At 76.8% G+C, this 22,886-nt stretch carries 2 protein-coding genes and 1 pseudogene; all 3 read left to right on the forward strand.

The window, feature by feature from the left end:
- Positions 1-46: 46 nt before the first annotated feature.
- Positions 47-10,231 (forward strand): annotated as a pseudogene (locus tag OG309_RS36120) (type I polyketide synthase); the annotation flags it as partial.
- Positions 10,231-22,329 carry a type I polyketide synthase gene (locus OG309_RS36125; RefSeq protein WP_329427545.1) on the forward strand — a complete coding sequence of 4,033 codons (12,099 nt, stop codon included), beginning with the start codon at positions 10,231-10,233 and terminating at the stop codon, positions 22,327-22,329. The pseudogene OG309_RS36120 and the gene OG309_RS36125, both read left to right, overlap by 1 nt.
- A complete protein-coding gene (locus OG309_RS36130; protein ID WP_329427548.1) occupies positions 22,326-22,781 on the forward strand; it encodes a nuclear transport factor 2 family protein in 456 nt (151 codons plus the stop codon). Before OG309_RS36125 ends, OG309_RS36130 begins: the two co-directional genes overlap by 4 nt.
- Positions 22,782-22,886 lie beyond the last annotated feature (105 nt).

Consider the following 22,886-nt stretch of genomic DNA (forward strand, 5'->3'; position numbering starts at 1 on the left):
TCCGATGGCCGACGACGAGAAGCTCGTCGAGTACCTGCGATGGATGACCGCGGACCTGCAGGAGACCCGCCGCAGACTCGACGAGGCCGAGACGGCCGCCCAGGAGCCGATCGCCGTCGTGGCGATGAGCTGCCGCCTGCCCGGCGGTGTCCGGTCGCCCGAGGAGCTGTGGCGGCTGGTCGCCGACGGCACCGACGCCGTGACCGGCTTCCCCACCGACCGCGGCTGGGACCTCGACGGGCTGTACGACCCCGACCCGGACCACCCGGGGACCTCGTACACGCGCCACGGCGGGTTCGTCGACGGCTACGCGGACTTCGACCCCGCGTTCTTCGGCATCAGCCCGCGCGAGGCCGTCGCCATGGACCCCCAGCAGCGGCTGCTCCTGGAGGTGGCCTGGGAGGCGTTCGAGCGGGCGGGGATCCCCGCCGAGCGGATGCGCGGCAGTCGCACCGGGGTGTTCGCCGGAGTGATGTACCAGGACTACGGCAGCCGCGTGCGGCAGCCCGACGAGGAGACCGAGGGCTACCTCGGCACCGGCAGCGCGGGCAGCGTCGCCTCCGGCCGCGTCGCGTACACCTTCGGCCTGGAAGGTCCGGCCGTCACGCTCGACACGGCCTGCTCCTCGTCCCTCGTCGCCGTGCACCTCGCCGCCCAGGCGCTGCGCCAGGGCGACTGCGACCTCGCCCTGGCCGGCGGGGTGTCGCTGATGGCCACCCCGGCCACCTTCGTCGGGTTCAGCAGGCAGCGCGGCCTCGCGCCCGACGGGCGCTGCAAGGCGTTCGGCGCGGGCGCCGACGGCACCGGCTGGGCCGAGGGCGCCGGGTTGCTCCTCCTCGAACGCCTCTCCGTCGCCCGCGCCAACGGGCACCCCGTCCTGGCCGTCGTCCGGGGCAGCGCCGTCAACCAGGACGGCGCCAGCGGCGCGCTCACCGCCCCCAACGGACCCGCCCAGCAGGCCGTCATCGCCCGCGCGCTGGACAACGCGGGCCTTCTGCCCGCCGAGGTCGACGCCGTCGAGGCGCACGGCACCGGCACCACCCTCGGCGACCCCATCGAGGCCCAGGCGCTGACCGAGGCGTACGGGCGCGACCGGCCGGCCGGACGGCCGCTCTGGCTCGGCTCGCTGAAGTCGAACATCGGCCACACCCAGGCCGCCGCCGGAGTCGCCGGCGTGATCAAGACCATCATGGCGATGCGCCACGGCGTGCTGCCCCGGACCCTGCACGCCGACGACCCCACCCCCCACGTCGACTGGGCCGCGGGCCCGCTCGCCCTGCTCACCGAGGCGCGCCCCTGGTCCGCCCCCGCCGGCACGCCCCGCCGCGCCGGCGTCTCCGCGTTCGGGATCAGCGGCACCAACGCACACGTCGTCCTCGAAGAGGCCCCCGCGACCACGCCCGAGCCCGCGCCGGAGGCGGAACCTGGTGCCGGCACACGTACCGGTACGGCGGACCCGCAGAGCAGCGGCCCGTCGGCAACCGGACTCCCGCCCCTGTGGACGCTGTCCGCCCGGACCGCCGAAGCCCTCCAGGCCCAGGCCGAACGGCTCGCCGGGCACGTCCGCGCCCACCCGGAACCAACACCCGAGGACATCGGCTGGTCGCTCACCCGGACCCGTACCCCCTTCCCGTACCGTGCCACGGCCGTCGGCGGCGACCGGGAGGAACTCCTGGCCGCCGTCGACGCGCTCGCGGCCGGCGCTCCCGCCCCCGGAGCCGCGCGGGCGCTCGCGGGCAGCGGCCGGGCCGCCCTCGTCTTCCCCGGCGCCGGGGCCGGCTGGTCCGGCCGCCTGGCCGGCGGACTGCTCGACTCCTCACCCGTGTTCGCCCGGCGGATCGACGAGTGCGCGCAGGCCCTGCGCCCCTTCACGGACTGGTCGCTGACCGACGTCCTGCGGGGTGCGCCCGACGCCCCGGCGGCGGACCGCGTCGACGTCGCCCAGCCCGTGCTGTGGGCCGTGATGGTCTCCCTGGCGGCCCTGTGGGAGTCCTGCGGCATCGAGATCTCCGGGGTCGTCGGACACTCCCAGGGCGAGATCGCCGCAGCCGCCGTCAGCGGGGCGCTGACGCTGTCGGACGCGGCGCGCGTGGTGGCCCGGCGCGCCCAGGCCCTCGCCGCCGTCACCGGCAGCGGCGGACTGCTCTCGGTCGCCGCCTCCGCCACCGGCGTGCGCGCCCTGCTCGCCGAACTCCCCGCGACGCACGCCACCTTGGCGGTCGCAGTGGTCAACGGCCCGCGTTCCGTCGTCGTCTCCGGAACCCCGGCCGACCTGGACGCGCTGCACGCCCGGTGCGAGGCGGCGGGGGTCCGGGCCCGGCGCCTCTCCATCGACTACGCCGCCCACTCGCCGGAGGTCGAGGCGGTACGGGAGGAGCTCTCCGCCGCCCTCGCGCCCGTGGTGCCGCGCGCGGCCCGACTGCCCGTGTACTCCGCGGCCACCGGCGCACCCGTCGAACCCGCCACCCAGGACGCCGCGTTCTGGTACCGGAGCCTGCGCGAGCCCGTGCGGTTCGAGGAAGCCACCCGCAGCATGCTGGAGGACGGCTTCGACCTCTTCGTCGAGTGCAGCCCCCACCCCGTCCTCACCCAGGCCCTGTACGAGACCGCCGAGGACGCCGGTGCCGACATCGCGGTCGTGGGCTCGCTCCACCGCGACGACGCCACCGCGCGCCGGTTCGCCGGTGCGGTCGCCGAGGCGGTGGCCGCCGGCGCACGACTGGACGCCGACCGGTACTTCGGCCCGGCCCGCCCGGTCGAGCTCCCCACGTACGCCTTCCAGCGCACCCGCGTCTGGCTGCCCGGCGACGACGCGCCCTCCCCCGCCCCCGCCCCCGTCGCCGCCGGTGTCCCGGGCGCGGACACGGAGGCGTGGCGCCTCGCCGTCACGGAACCCGGCAACCTGGCCAGCCTCGCCCCCGTGTCCGCGCCGGACGTCCGGCGCGCTCTCGCCCCGTACGAGATACGGGTCGGGGTGAAGGCCACGGGTCTGCACTTCGGCGACGTGCTGACGGGGCTCGGCCTCGCGGCCTTCGGCGCGGACGGTCCGGGCCGTCCGGCCGGCGCGGACGGTGCGAACGGAGCGGCGGGCGCGGCGGGCGGAGGACTCGGGGCCGAGGCGGCCGGAGTGGTGCTGGAGACCGGGTCCGAAGTCACCGAACTCGCCCCCGGCGACCGGGTCATGGGCCTCTTCCCCGAAGGCGCCGCCGGGCCCGTCGCGGTCACCGACCACCGCTTCGCCGCCCCGATGCCCACGGGCTGGACCTTCGCCCAGGCCGCGGCCGCCCCGCTCGCCCATCTGACCGCCCACCACGCCCTGTTCGGGCTCGGTGCGCTCGCCCCGGGCGACACGGTCCTGGTCCACGCGGCAAGCGGCGGCACCGGCCTCGCCGCGGCGCGGCTCGCCCTCCACCACGGGGCCCGGGTCCTCGCCACCGACACCCCCGGCGCGAGGGCGGCCCTGCTGGCGCTCGGACTGCCCGAGGACGGCATCGCGTCCTCCACCACGCCCGCCTTCGTCGGAACGCTCCTCGACGCGACCGACGGGCGAGGCGCGGACGTCGTGGTCAACTGCCTGACGGGCGAGCACCTCGACGCGGGCCTGCGGATGCTGCCGCGGGGCGGGCGCTTCGTGGAGACCGGCCGCACCGAGCGCCGCGAGGCCGCCCGGATCGCCGCGGACCACCCCGGCGTGCGGTACCTCGTGGCCGACCTGGCCGAGGCCGGACCCGACCGCGTCCGGTCGGCCCTCGCCGAGCTCGCGCCGCTGTTCGCCGACGGCACGCTGCCCCCGCCGGACGTCCCGGGCTGGCCGACGGAGCGGGCGGCCGAGGCCCTGGACCACCTGGCCGCGGCCCGCCACACCGGACAGGCGGTCCTGCTCGCCCCGCCCGCCGCCGCGCCCGCGCGGGCCGCCACGCCGCAGCCCGCCCCGGCGGGCACGGCGCTGCGCGAGCTCGCGGCCGCCGACCGCCGCCCCCATCTGGTCCGCCTCGTCCGCGCGGAGGCCGCGGCGGTGCTCGGCCACGCGGACGCCGACGCGATCGGCTCCGACGCGCGCTTCCAGGACCTCGGGCTCGACTCGCTCACCGCCGTCCAGCTGAGGAACCGGCTCGGCATGGCGACCGGACTGCGCCTCCCGGCCACGCTCGTCTTCGACCACCCGACGCCGGGAGCCGTCGCCGACCACCTCCTGACGCTCGGGGCCGGGGAGCAGCCGCCCGCCTCGCTCCCGGCACTCACCTCCCCGGCCACCGGCGACTCGTCCGAGACACCTGACGCGTCCGTCGCCGCCGACCCCATCGTGATCGTCGGGATGAGCTGCCGCTTCCCCGGAGGAGTCAGCTCTCCCGAGGAGCTCTGGCGCGTACTCGACACCGGTGCCGACGTCATCGAGGAGTTCCCCCGCGACCGAGGCTGGAACCTCGCCGAGCTGTTCCACCCCGACCCCGACCGCCCCGGCACCACGTACGCGCGGTACGGCGGGTTCGTCGACGGCGTCGCCGACTTCGACGCGGGCTTCTTCGGGATCTCGCCGCGCGAGGCCCTCGCCATGGACCCGCAGCAGCGCCTGCTCCTGGAGACGACCTGGGAGGCGTTCGAACGCGGCGGCATCGACCCGGAGTCGGCCGCCGGTGCGTCCGTGGGCGTCTTCGTCGGCACCAACGGCCAGGACTACCCGAGGGTGCTGGCCACCGGGAAGGACGACCTGGAGGGGTACGTCGGGACCGGCAACGCGGCGAGCGTCCTCGCCGGGCGCCTCGCGTACGCCTTCGGCTTCGACGGTCCGGCCGTCACCCTGGACACCGCCTGCTCCTCCTCGCTCGTCGCCCTGCACTGGGCGGCGCAGGCGCTGCGCCGGGGCGAGTGCTCGCTCGCCCTGGTCGGCGGCGCCACCCTCATGGCCAGCCCGCTGCTGTTCACCGAGTTCAACCGGCAGAAGGTGCTGTCGCCCGGCGGCCGGGCCCGGTCCTTCTCGGCCGACGCGGACGGTACGAGCTGGAGCGAGGGCGTCGGGGTGCTCCTCGTCGAGCGCCTGTCGGACGCCCGCCGTCTCGGGCACCGGGTGCTCGCCGTGGTCCGGGGCTCCGCCGTCAACTCCGACGGTGCCAGCAACGGCCTCACCGCACCCAACGGCCCCGCCCAGGAGCGGGTGATCCGGCGCGCCCTGGCCGACGCCGGGCTGACACCCGGACAGGTCGACGCCGTGGAGGCGCACGGCACCGGCACGAAACTCGGCGACCCGATCGAGGCCCAGGCCCTGCTCGCGACCTACGGGGCCGAGCGCCCCGGGGACCAGCCCCTGTGGCTGGGCTCCGTGAAGTCGAACATCGGTCACACCCAGGCCGCCTCCGGCGTCGCAGGCATCATCAAACTGGTCGAGGCGATGCGGCACGAGCGGCTCCCGAAGACCCTGCACCTGACCGAGCCGAACCCGCACGTGGACTGGGCGTCCGGAGCGGTCGAGCTGCTCACGGAGGCCCGCCCCTGGCCCCGGGGCGAAGCCCCGCGCCGGGCCGGCGTGTCCTCGTTCGGCATCAGCGGCACCAACGCCCACGTCGTGATCGAGGAACCGCCGACGGAGCGCGGTGCGGGGACGTCGGGGCCCGGGACCGCCGTGCGGGAGTCGGTGCCCAGGACCGCCGTGCCGGAGTCGGTGCCCGGGACCGCCGTGGGGGTGTCAGCGCCGCAGACCGCCGTGCGGGAGTCGCCGCCCGAGACCGCCGTGCGGGAGTCGCCGCCCGAGACCGCCGTGCCGGAGTCGGCGTCCGGAACCGCCGTGCCGGAGTCGGCGTCCGGGACCGCCCGCTCCGACGCCCGCCCCGTCCCGTGGGTGCTGTCCGGCCGGACCCCGGAAGCCCTGCGGGCCCAGGCCCGTTCACTCGTCGCCCGACTGAGCGACGCCCGACCCGAGCCCCGCCCCCTGGACGTCGGCTGGTCCCTCGCCACCACCCGCGCCGCCCTCCGCCACCGCGCGGTCGTCACGGCCGAGGACCCGGCAGCCGACCTGGCCGCGCTCACCGCGCTGGCCGAGGGCCGCGAGACGCCCGGGGTCGTGCGTGCCGAGGCGCGCGAAGGGCAACGCCTGGCCTTCGTCTTCGCCGGGCAGGGCAGCCAGACCGTCGACATGGGCCGGGACCTGTACGCCGCCCACCCCGCCTTCGCCGCCGCCTTCGACGCGGCGTGCACCGCGCTCGACCCGCACCTCGCGCGTCCGCTGCGGGACGTCGTCTTCGCCGATGAGACGAACGAGGCGGATGCCGCCGGGGGTCCGGAGGACCGGCAGGCCCGGATCGACCGCACCGAGTACGCCCAGCCCGCCCTGTTCGCCTTCGAGGTGGCGCTGTTCCGGCTCCTGGAGTCCTGGGGGCTCGTACCCCAACTCCTCGCCGGCCACTCGGTCGGCGAGATCGCGGCCGCCCACGTGGCGGGGGTGCTCTCCCTCTCCGACGCCGCCGAACTCGTCGCCGCCCGGGGCCGACTGATGCAGGCACTGCCCGAGGGCGGCGCCATGGCCGCCGTCGGTGCCGACCCGGCCGAGGTCACCGCCCTGCTCGGCGAAGCACAGGCCAAGGCCGGGGCGGGCGGCGAGGGCGGCACCGACCTGGTCGGGATCGCGGCCGTCAACGGCCCCCGCTCCACCGTCCTGTCCGGCGCACGCGACGCGGTGGCGCCCCTGGTCGCCCAGCTCGCGGACCGGGGCCACCGCGTGTCCTGGCTCCGGGTGAGCCACGCCTTCCACTCCCCGCTGATGGACCCGATGCTGGACGCGTTCGCGCGCGTCGCCGAACGGCTGACCTACCACCCGCCGCGCATCCCGGTCGTCTCCACGCTCACCGGTCGCCCGGCGAGCGACGAGGAGCTGTGCTCGCCCGAACACTGGGTCCGCCATGTCCGGGGCACCGTACGGTTCCACGACGCGGTCCGCGCCCTCGACGAGGCCGGCGCGACCGCGTACGTCGAGGTGGGGCCGCTCGGCGGGCTCGCGTCCGCCACCGCCGACTGCCTGGACGGCGGCCAGGGCGCGGTCGTCGTCGCGGCCCAGCGCAAGGACCGCCCCCAGGAGGCCTCGCTGCTCCACGCCGCCGGCCTGCTGCACGCGCACGGCGTCCCGGTGGACTGGCGCGCCGTCCTCGGCGGGCGCGGTGCCCGGGTCGTCGACCTCCCCACGTACGCCTTCCAGCGCAGCCGCTACTGGCCGCGCCGGGACCTCGCCGGACGCGGCGCACCGGGTGCCTTCCCGACCGGTGCGCAGGACACCGGACACCCGGTCCTGGACCCGTTCGTACGGCTCGCCGACGGGGACCGGTGGCTGGCCACGGGCCGGGTGGCGACGTCCGCGCTGCCCTGGCTGGCCGAGCACGAGATCTTCGGCGCCACGGTGGTGCCCGGCACGCTGTGGGTGGAACTCGCCGTACGGGCCGGGGCGGCCGTCGCCCTCCCGGCGGTACGCGAACTCACCCTCCACGCACCACTGCTGCTGGCCTCCGCCGACATCACCGACGGCACCGATCCCCACGACGCCACCGACACCACCGACACCACCGACACCACCGACACCTCCGTCGGTGTCGTCGCCCTGCAAGTGCTGCTCGGCGAGCCGGACCCGGACGGCTCAGGCGCGCGGCCGCTCCACATCTACGCCCGCCGCCCGGCCGATGACGCCGCGGCCGACGCGGGGGAGTGGACCCTGCATGCGAGCGGCACGCTCGCCGCCGACTCCCCGTCCGTGCCGGCGCCCGCGGCGCACGCCCTGCGCGACTGGCCGCCGACCGGCGCCGAACCCGTGCCGGTGGATGGCCTGTACGAGGACTTCGCCGCCCAAGGCGTACGCTACGGCCCGCTGTTCCGGGGCGTACGGGCGGCGTGGCGGGACGGCGACGTGCTGTACGCGGAGGTGGCCCTTCCGGACGACGCCGACCCCGGGACCTTCGCCTTGCACCCGGCGCTGTGGGACGCGGCGCAGCACCTGGCCGCCATGGACGGCCTGGGTTCCGGGTCGGGGGCGGCCGTGCCGTTCTCCTGGGCGGGCGTCCACCTGCACGCCGCCGAGTCCACGCGGCTCCGGGTCCGGATCGCACCGGCCGGCGAGTCCACCGTGACGATGGAGATCGCCGACGCCCACGGCGACCCGGTGCTCGCGGTCGAACGCCTCACCGCACGCCGGGCGTCCGCCCAGCAGATCGGCGGGGCGGGCCCCCGGCGGACCGGCGCCCTCTACCGCGTCGACTGGCTGCCGCAGGACCTGCCCGGGCCGGCCGAACCACCCACGCTGACCTGGCTCGGCGAGGGCCCGCCGCCCGAACCGCTCGGCCCCCTGCCCGCCGCTCCGGCCGACCGAGCGGCCGCCTTCACCCTCGTACCGGTCACGGCCCCGGACGACGCCGACCCGGCACGGTTCACGGCCGCCGCGGCGAGGGCGCTCGAAGCGGTACGGTCCTGGCTCGCCGACGAGGAACGCTCCGCCCACGGACAGTTGGTGCTGCTCACCACCGGGGCGATCGCCTGCGCCCCCGACGAGCGCGTGGACAGCCCGGCCGGCTCGGCGGTCTGGGGCCTGGCCCGCGCCGCCCAGGCCGAGTACCCCGGGCGGGTCGTCGTGGCGGACGTGGACGGCGCCGACGCGACCTGGGCGGCCCTGCCGGCCGCTCTCGCCTCGGGCCACGTGCAGTTCGCCCTGCGTGCGGACCGCCTGTCCGTACCGCGCCTGGCCCTGGCCGACGAGCCGGTGCGCGGACCCGCTGACGCGCCTGTCGCCGGAGTGGACGCCGTCCGCTCCGGTGACGGCCCGGCGAGCGAGCTCCGGCCCGCCCTGGACCCCGAGGGCACGGTGCTCGTCACCGGCGGTACGGGGGACCTCGGCGCGCTCGTCGCCCGCCACCTCGTCACGGCGCACGGCGTCCGGGCGCTCCTGCTCGCGAGCCGTCGAGGGCCCGACGCCGAAGGGGCCGCCGAGCTCGTCGCCGAACTGCGCGCGGCGGGCGCGGAGGTGACGCTGGCGGCCTGCGACGTGGCGGACCGCGAGGCGCTGACCGCGTTGCTCGCGGCCGTACCGGCAGAGCGGCCGCTGACGGCGGTGGTGCACGCCGCCGGCGTCCTCGACGACGGCGTGATCGCCGCCCTCACCCCGGAACGCCTGGCGCGCGTCATGGCCCCCAAGGCCGCCGCCGCCCTGCACCTGCACGAGCTGACGAAGGACCGCGGCCTCGCCGCCTTCGTCCTGTTCTCCTCCGCGTCTGCCGTCCTCGGCTCCGCCGGGCAGGCCGCCTACGCCGCCGCCAACGGCTTCCTCGACGGACTCGCCCGGTGGCGGGCGGCCGAGGGCCTGCCCGCGACCTCGATCGCCTGGGGCCTGTGGGAGCAGGCGGGACGCGGAATGGCGGGCGGACTCACCGAGGCCGAGCGGAACCGGATCGTCCGGGCGGGCTTCGGGGCGATCTCGCCGGACGCCGGACTCGCCCTCCTCGACCGGGCCCTGAGCCGGCCCGAACCCGAGCTCGTCGCGGCCCGCTTCGACGTGCCCGCGCTCAGGGCACGCCGGGCCGAAGCCGCCTTCCCCGCCGTCCTCGGCGCCCTGGTGCGCCCCCTGCGCGGGCCGGCCACCGGCACCGCGCCCGGCGCGGCGGCAGCGCCGACCGGCCGGGCGGACGCCGAGGGGCCCGCGCTCGCGGAGCGGCTGCGAGCGCTGGACGACGCCGGGCGCGCGGCCCTGCTGCTCGACCTGGTGCTCACCCAGGCCGCCCTGGTCCTCGGCCACAGCACACCGAGGGCCGTCGCGGCGGACCGGCCCTTCACCGAGTCGGGACTCGACTCCCTCGGCGCCGTCGAGATCCGGGGCCGGCTGGAGACGGCGACCGGGGTCCGGCTGCCGGTCACGGCGGTCTTCGACCACCCCACCCCCGTGGCCCTCGCCGCGTGGCTCACGGACGAACTCGTCCCGGCCGGCCCCGGGGCCGCCGACACCGCACTCGCCGACCTCGACCGTCTCCGGGACGCGCTGCCCGAGCTCGCCGCGGACCCCGGAGCCGCCGAACCGGTCCGGCTGCGGCTCAAGGCCCTGCTCGCGGCCTGGGACCAGGCCACCGCCCGGGCGGACGCCTCGACGGACCCGGCCGACCCGACCGTACGGAACGGCGTCGACGACCACGACGCCCTGGACGACGACGCGCTCGACTCCGCCGACATCGACCAACTGCTCGCCATCATCGACGAGGAACTGGGGGACGCCTGATGACGGGCACCACGGGCACCACGGGCACCACAGGCATCACGGGCACCACGGGCACAGCCGGGAGTAGCAACACTGCGAGCGCTGCGAGCAATCCGGGCCATCCGGGCACGACCGCTACCACCGCTACCACCGGTACGACCGCTACGCCCGGCACGGCTCCTGGCTCCGACAAGGTCCTGGACTCGCTCAAGCGGCTGACGGCCGAACTCCGCCAGACCCGCAAACGCCTGCGCGACACCCAGGACGCGGCCCGCGAGCCCATCGCCGTCGTCGGCATGGCCTGCCGCTACCCCGGCGGTGTCCGCACCCCCGAGGACCTGTGGCGGCTCGTGTCGCAGGGTCGCGACGCGGTGTCCGCGTTCCCCACCGACCGCGGCTGGGACCTGGAGGCCCTGCACGGCCCCGATGCCGACGCCGCGGGCACGAGCGACGCCCACGCCGGCGGATTCCTCTACGACGTCGCCGACTTCGACCCCGCTCCCTTCGGCATCGGTCCGCGCGAGGCGACCGCCATGGACCCCCAGCAGCGGCTGCTTCTGGAGACCGCGTGGGAGGCGTTCGAGCACGCGGGCATCGACCCGGCGACCCTGCGCGGCAGCAAGACCGGCGTGTACGCGGGGATCATGTACCACGACTACGCCGCCCGGCTGCCCGAGCTCCCCGAGGAGGTCATGGGCTACCTCGGCACCGGGACCTCCGGCAGCATCGCCTCCGGACGCGTCGCCTACACCTTCGGCCTGGAGGGACCGGCCGTCACCGTGGACACGGCCTGCTCCTCCTCCCTCGTCGCCCTCCACCTCGCCGTCACCGCGCTGCGCCGCGGCGAGTGCTCCCTCGCCCTGGCGGGCGGCGCGACGGTCATGGCCTCGCCGCTGCCGTTCGTCGACTTCAGCCGCCAGGAGGGCCTGGCCTCGGACGGCCGCTGCAAGTCCTTCTCGGCCACCGCCGACGGGACGGGCTGGGCGGAGGGCGCCGGCATGCTCCTGGTGGAGCGACTGTCGGACGCCCGCCGTCTCGGGCACCGGGTGCTCGCCGTGATCCGCGGCACGGCCGTGAACTCGGACGGGGCGAGCAACGGCCTCACCGCGCCCAACGGACCCGCGCAGCAGCGGGTGATCCGGCAGGCGCTCGCCGACGCGGGTCTCGCCGCGGGCGATGTGACGGCGGTGGAGGCGCACGGCACGGGCACGAAGCTGGGCGACCCGATCGAGGCGCAGGCGCTCCTCGCCACCTACGGCGCGGGACGCCCCGAGGACCGGCCCCTGTGGCTGGGTTCCCTGAAGTCGAACATCGGCCACACGCAGGCCGCCGCGGGCGTGGGCGGCGTGATGAAGATGATCCTCGCCCTCAGGGAGGAGGAGCTGCCGAGGACGCTCCACGTGGACGCGCCCAATCCGCACGTGGACTGGGCGTCCGGGGCGGTCGAACTCCTCACGCAGGCCCGCCCTTGGCCCCGGGGGGAGGCCCCGCGCAGGGCGGGGGTGTCCTCGTTCGGGTTCAGCGGCACCAACGCCCACGTCGTGGTCGAGGAGCCCCCGGCCGCCGACGGCGTACCGGAGGGTGCGGCGTCCGCCCGCACGACGCCGCCCGCGGAGGCTTCCCGAACGGCGGATCGGGAGGCGGCGGCTGCGGAAGCGGCTGACGTCCCCGCCTCCGCCGAAGCTGCCGCCGCCGACGCCGCCGGTGCGCCCGCCGCGTCCCCCGGCCCGGCCACGCTCTGGGCGCTGTCGGCCGTCACGGAGCAGGCCCTGCGCGCCCAGGCCGGGAAGCTCTCCGAGCACCTGCGCCGCCACCCGGGCCACCGTCCCGTCGACGTCGGGTACTCCCTGCTCACCACCAGGACCGCCCTGGAGCACCGCGCGGTCCTGGCCGGCCGCGACCGGGAGGAACTCCTGCGGGACCTGGAGGCCTTCGCGTCCGGCCGCCCCACCACCGCGCTGCGGCACGAGCGCACCTCTCCGGGCCCCCTGGCGATGATGTTCACCGGCGGCGGCAGCGGCCGTCCCGGCATGGGCCGCGACCTGTACGCCGCGTTCCCCGCCTTCGCGGAGGCGTTCGACGCCGTCTGCGCCGAGCTGGACCGGCACCTGCCGCATCCGCTGCGCCCCCTCGTCCTGGGCGAGGGCAGGGGCGGCGGCCCCGGTGCGGAGCATGCGGACCGCCTGCTCGCGGGGCAGGCGTACGCCCAGCCCGCGCTGTTCGCGATCGAGGTGGCGCTCTACCGGCTGTTCGCCTCCTGGGGCGTCGAACCCGACCACGTCCTCGGCCACTCGGGCGGCGAACTGGCCGCCGCCCACGTCGCCGGGGTGCTCACCCTGCCCGACGCCGCGGCCCTGGTCGCGGCGCGAGGACGCCTCACCCAGGAACTCGCCCCCGGCGGGGCGATGGTGGCGGTCGCCGCCTCGGCGGACGAAGTCCGCCCCCTGCTGACCGACGGCGTCGAGATCGCCGCCGTGAACAGCCCGGGCGCGGTGGTCCTGGCGGGCGACGAGGAGCCGGTCACGACGCTCGCCGCCGCCTTCGCCGGTCAGGGCCGCAGGACCCGCCGCATCGACGTCAGTTACGCCTCGCACTCCGCCCGCGTCGAGCCCATGCTCGACGCGCTGCGGGACGCGGCCACAGGCCTGGACTACCGGCCGCCCCGCATCGGCTTCGTCTCCACCGTCACCGGCCGCCCGGTGGACGAGAAGGAGCTGTGCACCCCGGACTACTGGGTACGCAACGCCCGCCGGCCCGTCCTGTTCGCGGACGCCGTACGCCACCTGGAGGGCGCGGGCGTCCGCACCTTCCTGGAGCTCGGCCCGTCCGCCGCCCTCACCCCCATGGCGGAGGCGTGCCTCGACGGCACCGGCGCGGCGGCCCTGTCCGCGCAGCACGCCGACCACGACGAGGTGCTCGCCGCGACGACGGCCGCGGGCCGGCTCCACGCCCGCGGCGTCACCGTCGACCGGCACGCCCTCTTCCGGGGCACCGGTGCGCGGAGCGTCGAGCTCCCCACGTACGCCTTCCAGCGCACCCGCCACTGGCTGGAGGCGCCCGCCCGGCGCCGCCTGGACGTGTCCGCGGCCGGGCTCGGCTTCCCCGATCACCCGCTGCTGGGCGCGAGCGTCACCGTGGCGGACTCCGAGGAGCTGCTCCTCACCGGGCGCCTCGCCCCGGGCACCCAGCCGTGGCTGTCCGACCACGCCGTCGGCGACCGGGTCCTCCTGCCCGGCACCGCGTTCCTCGAACTCGCCCTGCGCGCCGCCCGGCAGGCCGACTGCGACACCGTGGACGAACTCACCCTCACCGCACCGCTGGTGATCCCCTCCGACGGTGCGGTACTCCTCCAGATCCGGGTCGGTACCCCCGACGGGGACGGGCGCCGGGCGATCGAGGTGTACGCGCGCGAGGAAAGCGACCTGCCCGACCGGGCCTGGGCACGCCATGCCTCCGGCGTGCTGTCCGGCGCCGGGCAACCGGCCGACGGCGTCGGTGACGGTCCGGCCGGCGAGTCCCCTTCCGGTGACCGTACGGGCGGAGGCCTCGGGTCCGGCCGGTCCGGTGAGCCCCGGTCCGGCCGGCCCTGGTCCGGCGACTGGCCGCCCGCCGCCGCGACCGCGCTCGACCTCAACGGGCTGTACGACCGACTGGCCGCGGAAGGGCTGCGCTACGGCCCCGCGTTCCAGGGCCTGCGGGCCGCCTGGCGCCGCGAGGACGAGACGACGGCCGAGGTGTCCCTGGACGCCGAACAGCACCGGACCGCCGAGGCCTTCGGTCTGCACCCCGCCCTGCTCGACTCCGCCCTCCACGCCCTGGCCCTGGGCGCGCTCCCGGAAACGGCGGACGGACCCCTCCTGCCGTTCGCCTGGCGCGGGGTCCGCCTGCACGCCACCGGCGCCGGCCGGGCCCGCGTGCGCTTCACCCCGGCCGGTGCCGGCGCGGTCTCCGTCGAGGTCGCCGACCCGGCGGGCCGGCCGCTGCTCAGCGTCGCGTCGCTGGCCCTGCGCCCGGCCGGGCAGCTCGCCACGAGCGCACCCACGACCACCCGCGAACCGCTCCTGCGCGTGCTGTGGTCCCCGTTCACGGTGCCGACCGACGCGGCGGCGTACGGCGTGACCGCACCGCTCGACGAGGCGCTGGGCGCGACGACCGCGACCCCGCCCGACACCGTGCTCCTCCCGCTGCTCGGCCCGCCCACCGCTGCCACCCCCGCGCACGCCGCGAGCGAGGCCGCCGCGTACGTCCTGGAGCGCGTGCAGGCCTGGCTCGGCGCACCCCACCTCGCCGACACCCGTCTGGTCGCCGTCACCAGCGGTGCCGTGGCGGCGGCGCCCGACGAGGACGTCACGGACCTGGCGCACGCCGCCGCGCTGGGCATCCTGCGCTCGGCGCAGTCGGAGCACCCGGGACGGATCGTGCTCGTGGACACGGACGACCCCGAAGCACTGCCCCGCGAGCTGCCGGCGCTCCTCGCCACGGACGAACCGGCCCTCGCGCTCCGCATGGGCCGCCTCCTCGTCCCCCGCCTGGCGCCGGTACCGGTCCCCGACGTGGTCCTGGCGTCCGACCTGGACCCGGCTTCCAGCGCGGGACACGGTCTCGGCCCGGACGGCACCGTGCTGATCACCGGCGGTACCGGAGCCCTGGGCGCGCTCCTCGCACACCACCTCGTCGTCGAGCACGGCGTGCGCGGACTGCTGCTGACCAGCCGCAGCGGTCCGGCCGCCCCCGGCGCCGCCGAACTCGCCTCCCGGCTGGAGGAACTGGGCGCCAGGGTGACGGTCGCCGCCTGCGACGCCTCCGACCGCCAGGCGCTCGCGGACCTGCTCGCCGGCATCCCGCAAGAACACCCCCTGACCGCCGTGGTCCATGCGGCGGGCGTCCTCGACGACGGCACCGTGGAGTTCCTCGACCGGGAGCGGATACGCGCGGTGATGGCCCCCAAGGCCGACGCCGCCTGGCACCTCCACGAGCTGACCCGGGACCTGGACCTCGCCGCGTTCGTGCTGTTCTCCTCCGCGGCCGGTCTGCTGGGCGCACCCGGCCAGGCCAACTACGCGGCGGCCAACGGCTTCCTGGACGCCCTCGCCGTCCACCGCCGCCGCCTCGGCCTGCCCGCGCTCTCCCTGGCCTGGGGCCTGTGGGAGGGCGCGTCCGGGATGGTCGCCGACGCCGACGACGCCACCCGGCGGCGGATGGCCCGCCTCGGAATGCGCCCGATCCCGGCAGCGGAGGGCCTGGCGCTCTTCGACGCCGCTCTCACCAGCGGCGTACCGGTGGCGGCCCCGCTCCACCTGGACCCGCGCAGGGCCGCTGCCGACGCCGCCTCCGTACCGGCACTGCTGCACGATCTCGTACGGCCCGCCCGGCGCCGCTCCCGGTCCGCGACGGCGGACGGTCGCGGGCACGAGGGGCCGGCACCTGTGCAGGGCCTCGCCGCCCTCCCCGAGGCCGACCAGCTGCGCGAACTGACGGCGCTGGTACGGGGCGAGGCCGCGGCAGTCCTGGGCCACGCCGCCGCGGCGGAGATGGCGGACGGCCGCAGCTTCGCCGAACTCGGCTTCGACTCGCTCGGCGCGATCGAGCTCCGCAACCGGCTGACGGCCGCCACCGGCCTGCGCCTGCCCACGACCATGGTCTTCGACCACCCGACCCCCGGCGCACTCGCCGCCCATCTGCGCCCGCGCCTGTTCGGCCCGCCCACGACCGCCGGCCGGCCGGGCACGCCCGCCCCTGCCCCCGCCCACCACCGCGCCGCGTCGGACCGGGACGAGCCCATCGCCGTCATCGGCATGGCCTGCCGCTACCCGGGCGGGGTGACCTCGCCCGAGGACCTGTGGGAGCTGGTGGTGTCCGGCCGCGACGCCGTCGCCGAGATGCCGCGCGACCGGGGCTGGGACATCGACGGACTGTACGATCCCGCCCCCGACCCGGCGGGCCGCCGGCGGGGCACGTTCAGCACGCGCCAGGGCGGATTCCTGGACGCAGCGGCCGAGTTCGACGCGGGCTTCTTCGGCATCAGCCCGCGCGAGGCCCTGGCCATGGACCCGCAGCAGCGCCTGCTCCTGGAGGTGTCCTGGGAGGCGATCGAGCGGGCCAGGATCGACCCGCGTACGGTCCGGGGCACCGGCACCGGCGTCTTCACCGGCGTGATGTACCACGACTACGGATCCTGGGTGAAGCAGCCCCCGGAGGAGGTCGAGGGCTATCTCGGCGCCGGCACCGCGGGCAGCGTCGCCTCGGGGCGGGTCGCCTACGCGCTCGGCCTGGAAGGCCCCGCGGTCACGGTGGACACCGCCTGTTCGTCCTCCCTGGTCGCCCTCCACCTCGCCGCGCAGGCACTGCGCGCGGGGGAGTGCTCCCTGGCCCTGGCCGGAGGGGTCACCGTCATGGCGACGCCGGGCCCCTTCATCGAGTTCAGCCGCCAGCGCGGCCTCGCCCCGGACGGCCGCTGCAAGTCCTTCGCCGCCTCGGCCGACGGCACCGGCTGGGCCGAGGGCGTCGGCGTCCTGCTCGTCGAGCGCCTCTCCGACGCCCGCCGCCTCGGACACCCCGTCCTCGCCGTCGTCCGCGGATCCGCCGTCAACCAGGACGGAGCCAGCAACGGCCTCACCGCGCCGAGCGGACCCGCGCAGCAGCGGGTGATCCGCCAGGCACTCGCCGCCGCCGGCCTCACCCCCGGACAGGTCGACGCGGTGGAGGCGCACGGCACCGGCACCGTCCTCGGCGACCCGATCGAGGCGCAGGCCCTCCTGGCCACGTACGCCAGCGAACACACCGCCCGACAGCCCCTCTGGCTCGGCTCGCTCAAGTCGAACATCGGGCACGCCCAGGCCGCGGCGGGAGTCGGCGGCCTGATCAAGATGGTGCAGGCGATGCGCCACGGAACGCTGCCCCGCACGCTCCACGTGGACCAGCCCACACCGCACGTGGACTGGTCGGGCGACGGCGTACGCCTGCTGACGGAGCCGACCATCTGGCCGGACACGGGGGCGCCGCGCCGGGCCGGGGTCTCGTCCTTCGGGATCAGCGGCACCAACGCCCACGTCATCATCGAGCAGGCACCCGAGGACGTGCCCGCCGACCTTCCCGTCCCCGGACAGGCCCCGGCCCCGGCCGAGGCCCCGGACCAGGCCGCAGCGCCGGTGACGTCGCCGGGCGCGGACGCGGCCCTCGCCGCTCCCGTACGTCCGGGGGACACCCAGGACGAGGCCGAGCCGTGGCTCCTGTCGGCCGAGACGCCGCAGGCGCTTCGCGCGCAGGCCCGCCGGCTGGCCGCGCACGCCAGGAGGTCGACCTCGACGCCTCCGTCCGTGGCCCCGTCCCCGTCCCCCTCCTCCCCGTCCGAGGTCACGGACCGCGACCTCGCGTTCAGCCTGGCCACCACCCGAGGCGCGCTGCGCCACCGGGCGGCCGTGCTGACCGGCGGCGGCCTCCTGGAACGGGCCGCCGCGCTGGAACGGTTCGCCGACACCGGCGCGACCGTCCCGGGGCAGCTGGTCGCCGGGCGGGCCGGTGAGGGCACCCTCGCGTTCCTCTTCAGCGGCCAGGGCAGCCAGCGCCCCGGCATGGGACGCGAACTGGCCGCCACCGAGCCGGTCTTCGCCGAAGCCCTGGAGGAGACCTGCGCCGCCTTCGCGCCCTTCCTCGAAGTCCCGCTGCGCGACGTCCTGTTCGCCGAACCGGGCACCCCCACCGCCTCGCTTCTGGACCGGACCGAGTACACCCAGCCGGCGCTCTTCGCCATCGAGCGGGCGCTGCTGCGCCGCCTCGCCACGTGGGGGCTCACGCCCGACGTCGTGGCCGGGCACTCGGTCGGCGAGTACGTCGCCGCGCACGCGGCCGGCGTGCTGGACCTCGCGGACGCCGCCAGACTGGTGGCGGCACGGGGCCGCCTGATGCAGGAACTGCCCGGCGACGGGGCGATGACGGCCGTGCAGGCCACCGAGGAGGAGGTCGCCCCGCTGCTGACGGACGGGGTGGCGCTCGCCGCGGTCAACGGCCCGGCCTCGGTGGTGCTCTCGGGCGACGCCGTCGCCGTGGAGGCGGCGACCGCCCGGCTCGCCGAGTCGGGCCGGCGGATCCGTCGACTTCGGGTCGACCGGGCCTTCCACTCGGCGCACATGGACGCCATGCTCGACGCCTTCCGGCACGTAGTGGAGGAGACCGCCTTCCGCCCGCCCACGCTGCCGGTCGTCTCCACGCTGACAGGGCGGCCCGCGACCGCCGAGGAGCTGTGCTCGCCCGCGTACTGGGTACGGCAGGCGAGGCAGCCGGTGCGGTTCAGGGACGCCGTCGCGCGCCTGGAGGCCGACGGTGCGACCGTGTTCGTCGAGATCGGACCCGGCGCCGTCCTGACCGCGGCGGCCCGTGACAGCCTCACCGACCGCGACCGTGCCGTGGTCCCCTTGCTGCGGCCCGGGACGCCGGAACCCCGGGCGCTCGCGGCGGCCGTGGCCGAGGCGCACGTCGGCGGAGCGCCGGTGGACTGGACGGCGTACTTCGCCGACTCCGGCGCCCGTCCGGTGGACCTCCCGACGTACGCCTTCCAGCGGCGCCGGTACTGGCTGCCCGCCGAGCCCACAGCGTCCACCGAGTCCCCGCAGTCCACGGCCCCCGCCCGGGTCCATCCCGTCCTGGCACCCGGGGTGTCCGCGCCGGACCTGGCGGGCACCGTGTTCGCCGGCGAACTGGACCCGCGTCCGTTGCCCTGGCTGGACCAGCACAGGGTCGCCGGCGCCGCGCTGCTGCCCGGCGCGGCCGTCGTGGAACTCGCCCTGCGGGCGGGCGCCGAACTCGGCTGCCCTGTCGTCGCCGACCTCGTCCTGGAGAGCCCGCTCCCGGTGGACGGCTCGGGCCCGGTGCCGTTGCGGCTTTCCGTCGGGGAACCGGACGGGGGCGGAGCACGCTCCTTCACCCTGTACGCCGCGACCGGGGGAGCGGACTGGAGCCGCCATGCCACCGGCACCCTCGCCCCGGACGCCGACGGGACGCCCGCCCCGGTCACCGCGCCCTGGCCGCCCGCGGCGGCCACACCCCTCGGACTCGACGGTGCGTACGAGCGCTTGACCGAGGCCGGCCTTGCGTACGGCCCCGCCTTCCGGGGCCTGCGGGCGGCGTGGCGCGACGGCGAGGACCTGCTCGCCGAGATCGTCCTGCCCGAGGACACAGCCCCCGGACGGTTCGGTATCCATCCGGCCCTTCTGGACGCCGCCCTGCACGTGCTGGGCCTGGCCACGGACGAGGCGTCCGCCCCGGCGGCGCTCCCCTTCTCCTGGCAGGGCGTACGCCTCCACACCACCGGCGCCCGGGAACTCCGGGCCCGCCTCACGCCGTTGACCGCGTCAGGCCCGTCGGGCCCGTCCCGCGCGCTCGGCCTGCACCTGACCGACCGCGCCGGATACCCGGTCCTCACCGCGACGTCCCTGACCCTGCGCCCGGCTCCGGGGGCCACCGGGTCGCTGTTCCGCCTCGACTGGCCGGCGCTGCCGCTGCCTCTGGATCAGCCGCTGCCGCTGCCCCTGCGTCAGCCTCTGACCGAGGCGGACGACGGGCGGATCGCCGACCCCACCACCTGGGTGGTCCTCGGACCCGACCTCCCCGCCCCGCCGACGGCCGACGAGGACGGCTTCGCCGAAACCCTGGGGACGCTCACCCGGGTGCCCGACCTGTCCCGCGTACCGGTGGACGCCGACGTCGTCCTCGTAACGTTCCCCGAGTCCGGCGACTCGCCGGCCCCCGGGCCGGTCCTGCGGGCGCTGGAGCTCGTGCGGGGCTGGCTGGCGGACGAGCGGCGGAAGGCCTCGCGGCTCGTGGTGGTGACCCGGCGCGCGGTGGCGACCGGAGGCGACGAGGAGGACGGGCCCGACCTGGCGCAGGCGCCCGTGTGGGGTCTGCTGGGGTCGGCCGCGGCGGAGCATCCGGGGCGGTTCGCGGTGGTCGACGTCGACGGCACGGCCGCGTCCTGGCGCGCTCTTCCGACGGCCGTGGCCGCGGGGGTGGACGGGGTGGCGATCCGCGACGGACAGCCGCGGGTACCGCACCTGGCGCCCTCCGCGAGCGACCCCGGCGACGCCGCTTCGCCGTTCGGCCCCGACGGCACCGTGCTGATCACCGGAGCGGCAGGCGCGCTGGGCGGCCTGATCGCACGCCACCTGGTCTCGGTCCACGGCGTCCGCCGCGTCCTGCTCGTGGGGCGCCGGGCCGACGACCCGCGCTTCGCCGCGCTGGCCGCGGAGGTGGCGCGGCAGGGCGCCACGGCGACCGTCGCCGGCTGCGACGTGGGGGACCGGGCAGCCCTGTCCGCGCTCTTGGACGCGGTCCCCGCCGAGTACCCCGTCACCGGCGTGGTGCACTGCGCGGGTGTCCTGGACGACGGGGTCGTCGCCTCCCTGACGCCCGAGCGGTTGGAACGGGTGCTGCGTGCGAAGGCCGCGTCGGCCTGGCACCTGCACGAGCTGACGCGCGAGCGGAAGGTCTCCGCCTTCGTGCTGTTCTCGTCCGCCGCGGGCCTGCTCGGCGCGCCCGGGCAGGCCAACTACGCGGCGGCCAACACCTTCCTGGACGCCCTGGCCGCCCACCGCAGGGCGCACGGCCTGCCGGGCGTATCGCTGGCCTGGGGGCCGTGGGCCCTGGCGGGCGGGATGGCGGGCGACGCCGAACGGCGCAGGACCGCCCGCGCGGGAGTGGAGGCGCTCACCCCCGAGCAGGGTCTCGCGCTCTTCGACGCCGCCGTCGCCTCGGAGTCGCCGGACCCGGTACTGGCTCCGCTCGCGCTCACCCGGGGACGACTCGCGGCCCACGCCGACGACCCGGCACTGCCGCACCCCCTGCGCGCCCTGGCCCGGCCACGGCGACAGGACCGCACTCCGCCGTCCGAGGAACCCACCGCGCTGACGGGGCCTGACCGGGAGAGCGCGCTGCGGGAGCTCGTACGGACCGAGACGGCGAACGTCCTGGGCTTCCCCTCCCCGGACGAGGTGGACGCGCACAGGTCGCTGCCCGAGCTGGGCCTGGACTCCCTCACGGCCGTGGAACTGCGCAACCGGCTGGACCGGGCGACCGGCCTGCGCCTCGCGGCGACGGTGGCCTTCGACCACCCGACGCTCCCGGCGCTCGTCGCCCACCTGCGGGACGAACTGGCGCGCGGCGCAGCGTCGTCCGCGCCGCAGGCGGAGCCCGCGCTCCTTGCGGGGCCCGCGCCGGCGCCGGCCCCCGAGCCCGTTCGGACCCCTTCCCCTTCCCCAGAGGACGGCGTCGGCGCGCTGTTCCGCCGGGCGAGGGACACGGGACGCACCCTGGAGGGCATCGAACTGCTCCGCACCGCTTCCCGCTTCCTGCCGTCGTTCGCCCACGCCGCCGACCTGCCGTACCTGCCCGAGCCCGTACGCCTGGCCGCAGGCGACGGAATCCGGCTGCCGCTGCTCTGCTTCCCCCCGGTCGTGGCGCTGTCCGGACCGCACCAGTTCGCTCGCTTCGCCGGTGCGTTGCGCGGGCGGCGTGAGGTGGTGGCCCTGGCGCAGCCGGGCTTCCGGCCGGGCGAGCCGCTCCCGGCCGACTGGGAGGCGGTCGTGGAGGTGCAGACGGCGGCGGTGCGCCGGTACGCGGCCGAGGGGCGGGTGGCGTTGCTGGGCTACTCGTCGGGCGGTTGGATCGCTCATGCCGTGGCCGCCCGTCTGGCCCGGACGGGGCAGCCGCCGCACTCCCTGGTCCTGCTGGACACCTATCTGCAGCACGAGACCTCCCCCACCCTCGCCGCCGCCCTCACGGACGGCCTGTTCGCGAGGCACGGGGAGCCGGCGACGGTCGAGGGCCCGTCGCTCACCGCGATGGGCGCCTACCTGCGGGTGTTCGAGGACTGGTCCCCCACGTCGCCCGGCACCGGCACCTCCACTTCGCCCGGCACCCCCACCCTCTTCCTGCGCGCGGCCAGGCCCCCGGCCGGCGCCGAGGCCGAACCGCGGCCCTCCTGGGCCGCGGACGCCACGACGCAGGACACCCCCGGCGACCACTTCTCGATGCTCGAGGAACACGCCGCGACCACCGCGCAAGCCGTCCACGACTGGCTCGATGGCCGGCCCGGCACCACCCACCACGTACAGGAGCCCACACCATGACCGACATCACCCCCGCCCTCGTCGAGAAGGCCTACATCGCCCTCCTCTCCTGCGACCGGGACGAGGCCTCCCAGTACTGGTCGGAGCACGTCCGCTTCTCCGTACCCGGCCGCCACGCCCAGGCCGGCTGGCACGAGGGGATCGACGAACTGCTGGCCTTCCGGCGGGCGTTGACGGACGCGGCCGGCGGCGACTTCCAGGTCGAACTGGTCACGTCCATGATCAGCGGCAACGAGTCGATGGACGTCGTCAAGGTCCACGCCCGGCGCCCGGGCGCCCCCGCCGACAGCACCTCGCCCTTCGACGTCCTGGACGCCCTCGGAGTCCAGGTGTTCCGCTGGGAGGACGGCCGCGTCGTCGAGGGCCGCGCCGGCTTCTTCGGCGACGGGGCCACCAACTACGACCAGTGGTGGTCGCCCCTCGACGCGAACGGCAACCGCCGCGACCGGTGACGTGCATGGTCCGCCGGGACCGGGGCAGGCGGAGCTCAAGCGGGGCGATCCCGTGGTGAAAGGCACACGGAAGAGAAGGGCGGCCGTGATCCGCGGGCCGTCCTC

The sequence above is a fragment of the Streptomyces sp. NBC_01268 genome (genome assembly GCF_036240795.1).
Taxonomy (GTDB): domain Bacteria; phylum Actinomycetota; class Actinomycetes; order Streptomycetales; family Streptomycetaceae; genus Streptomyces.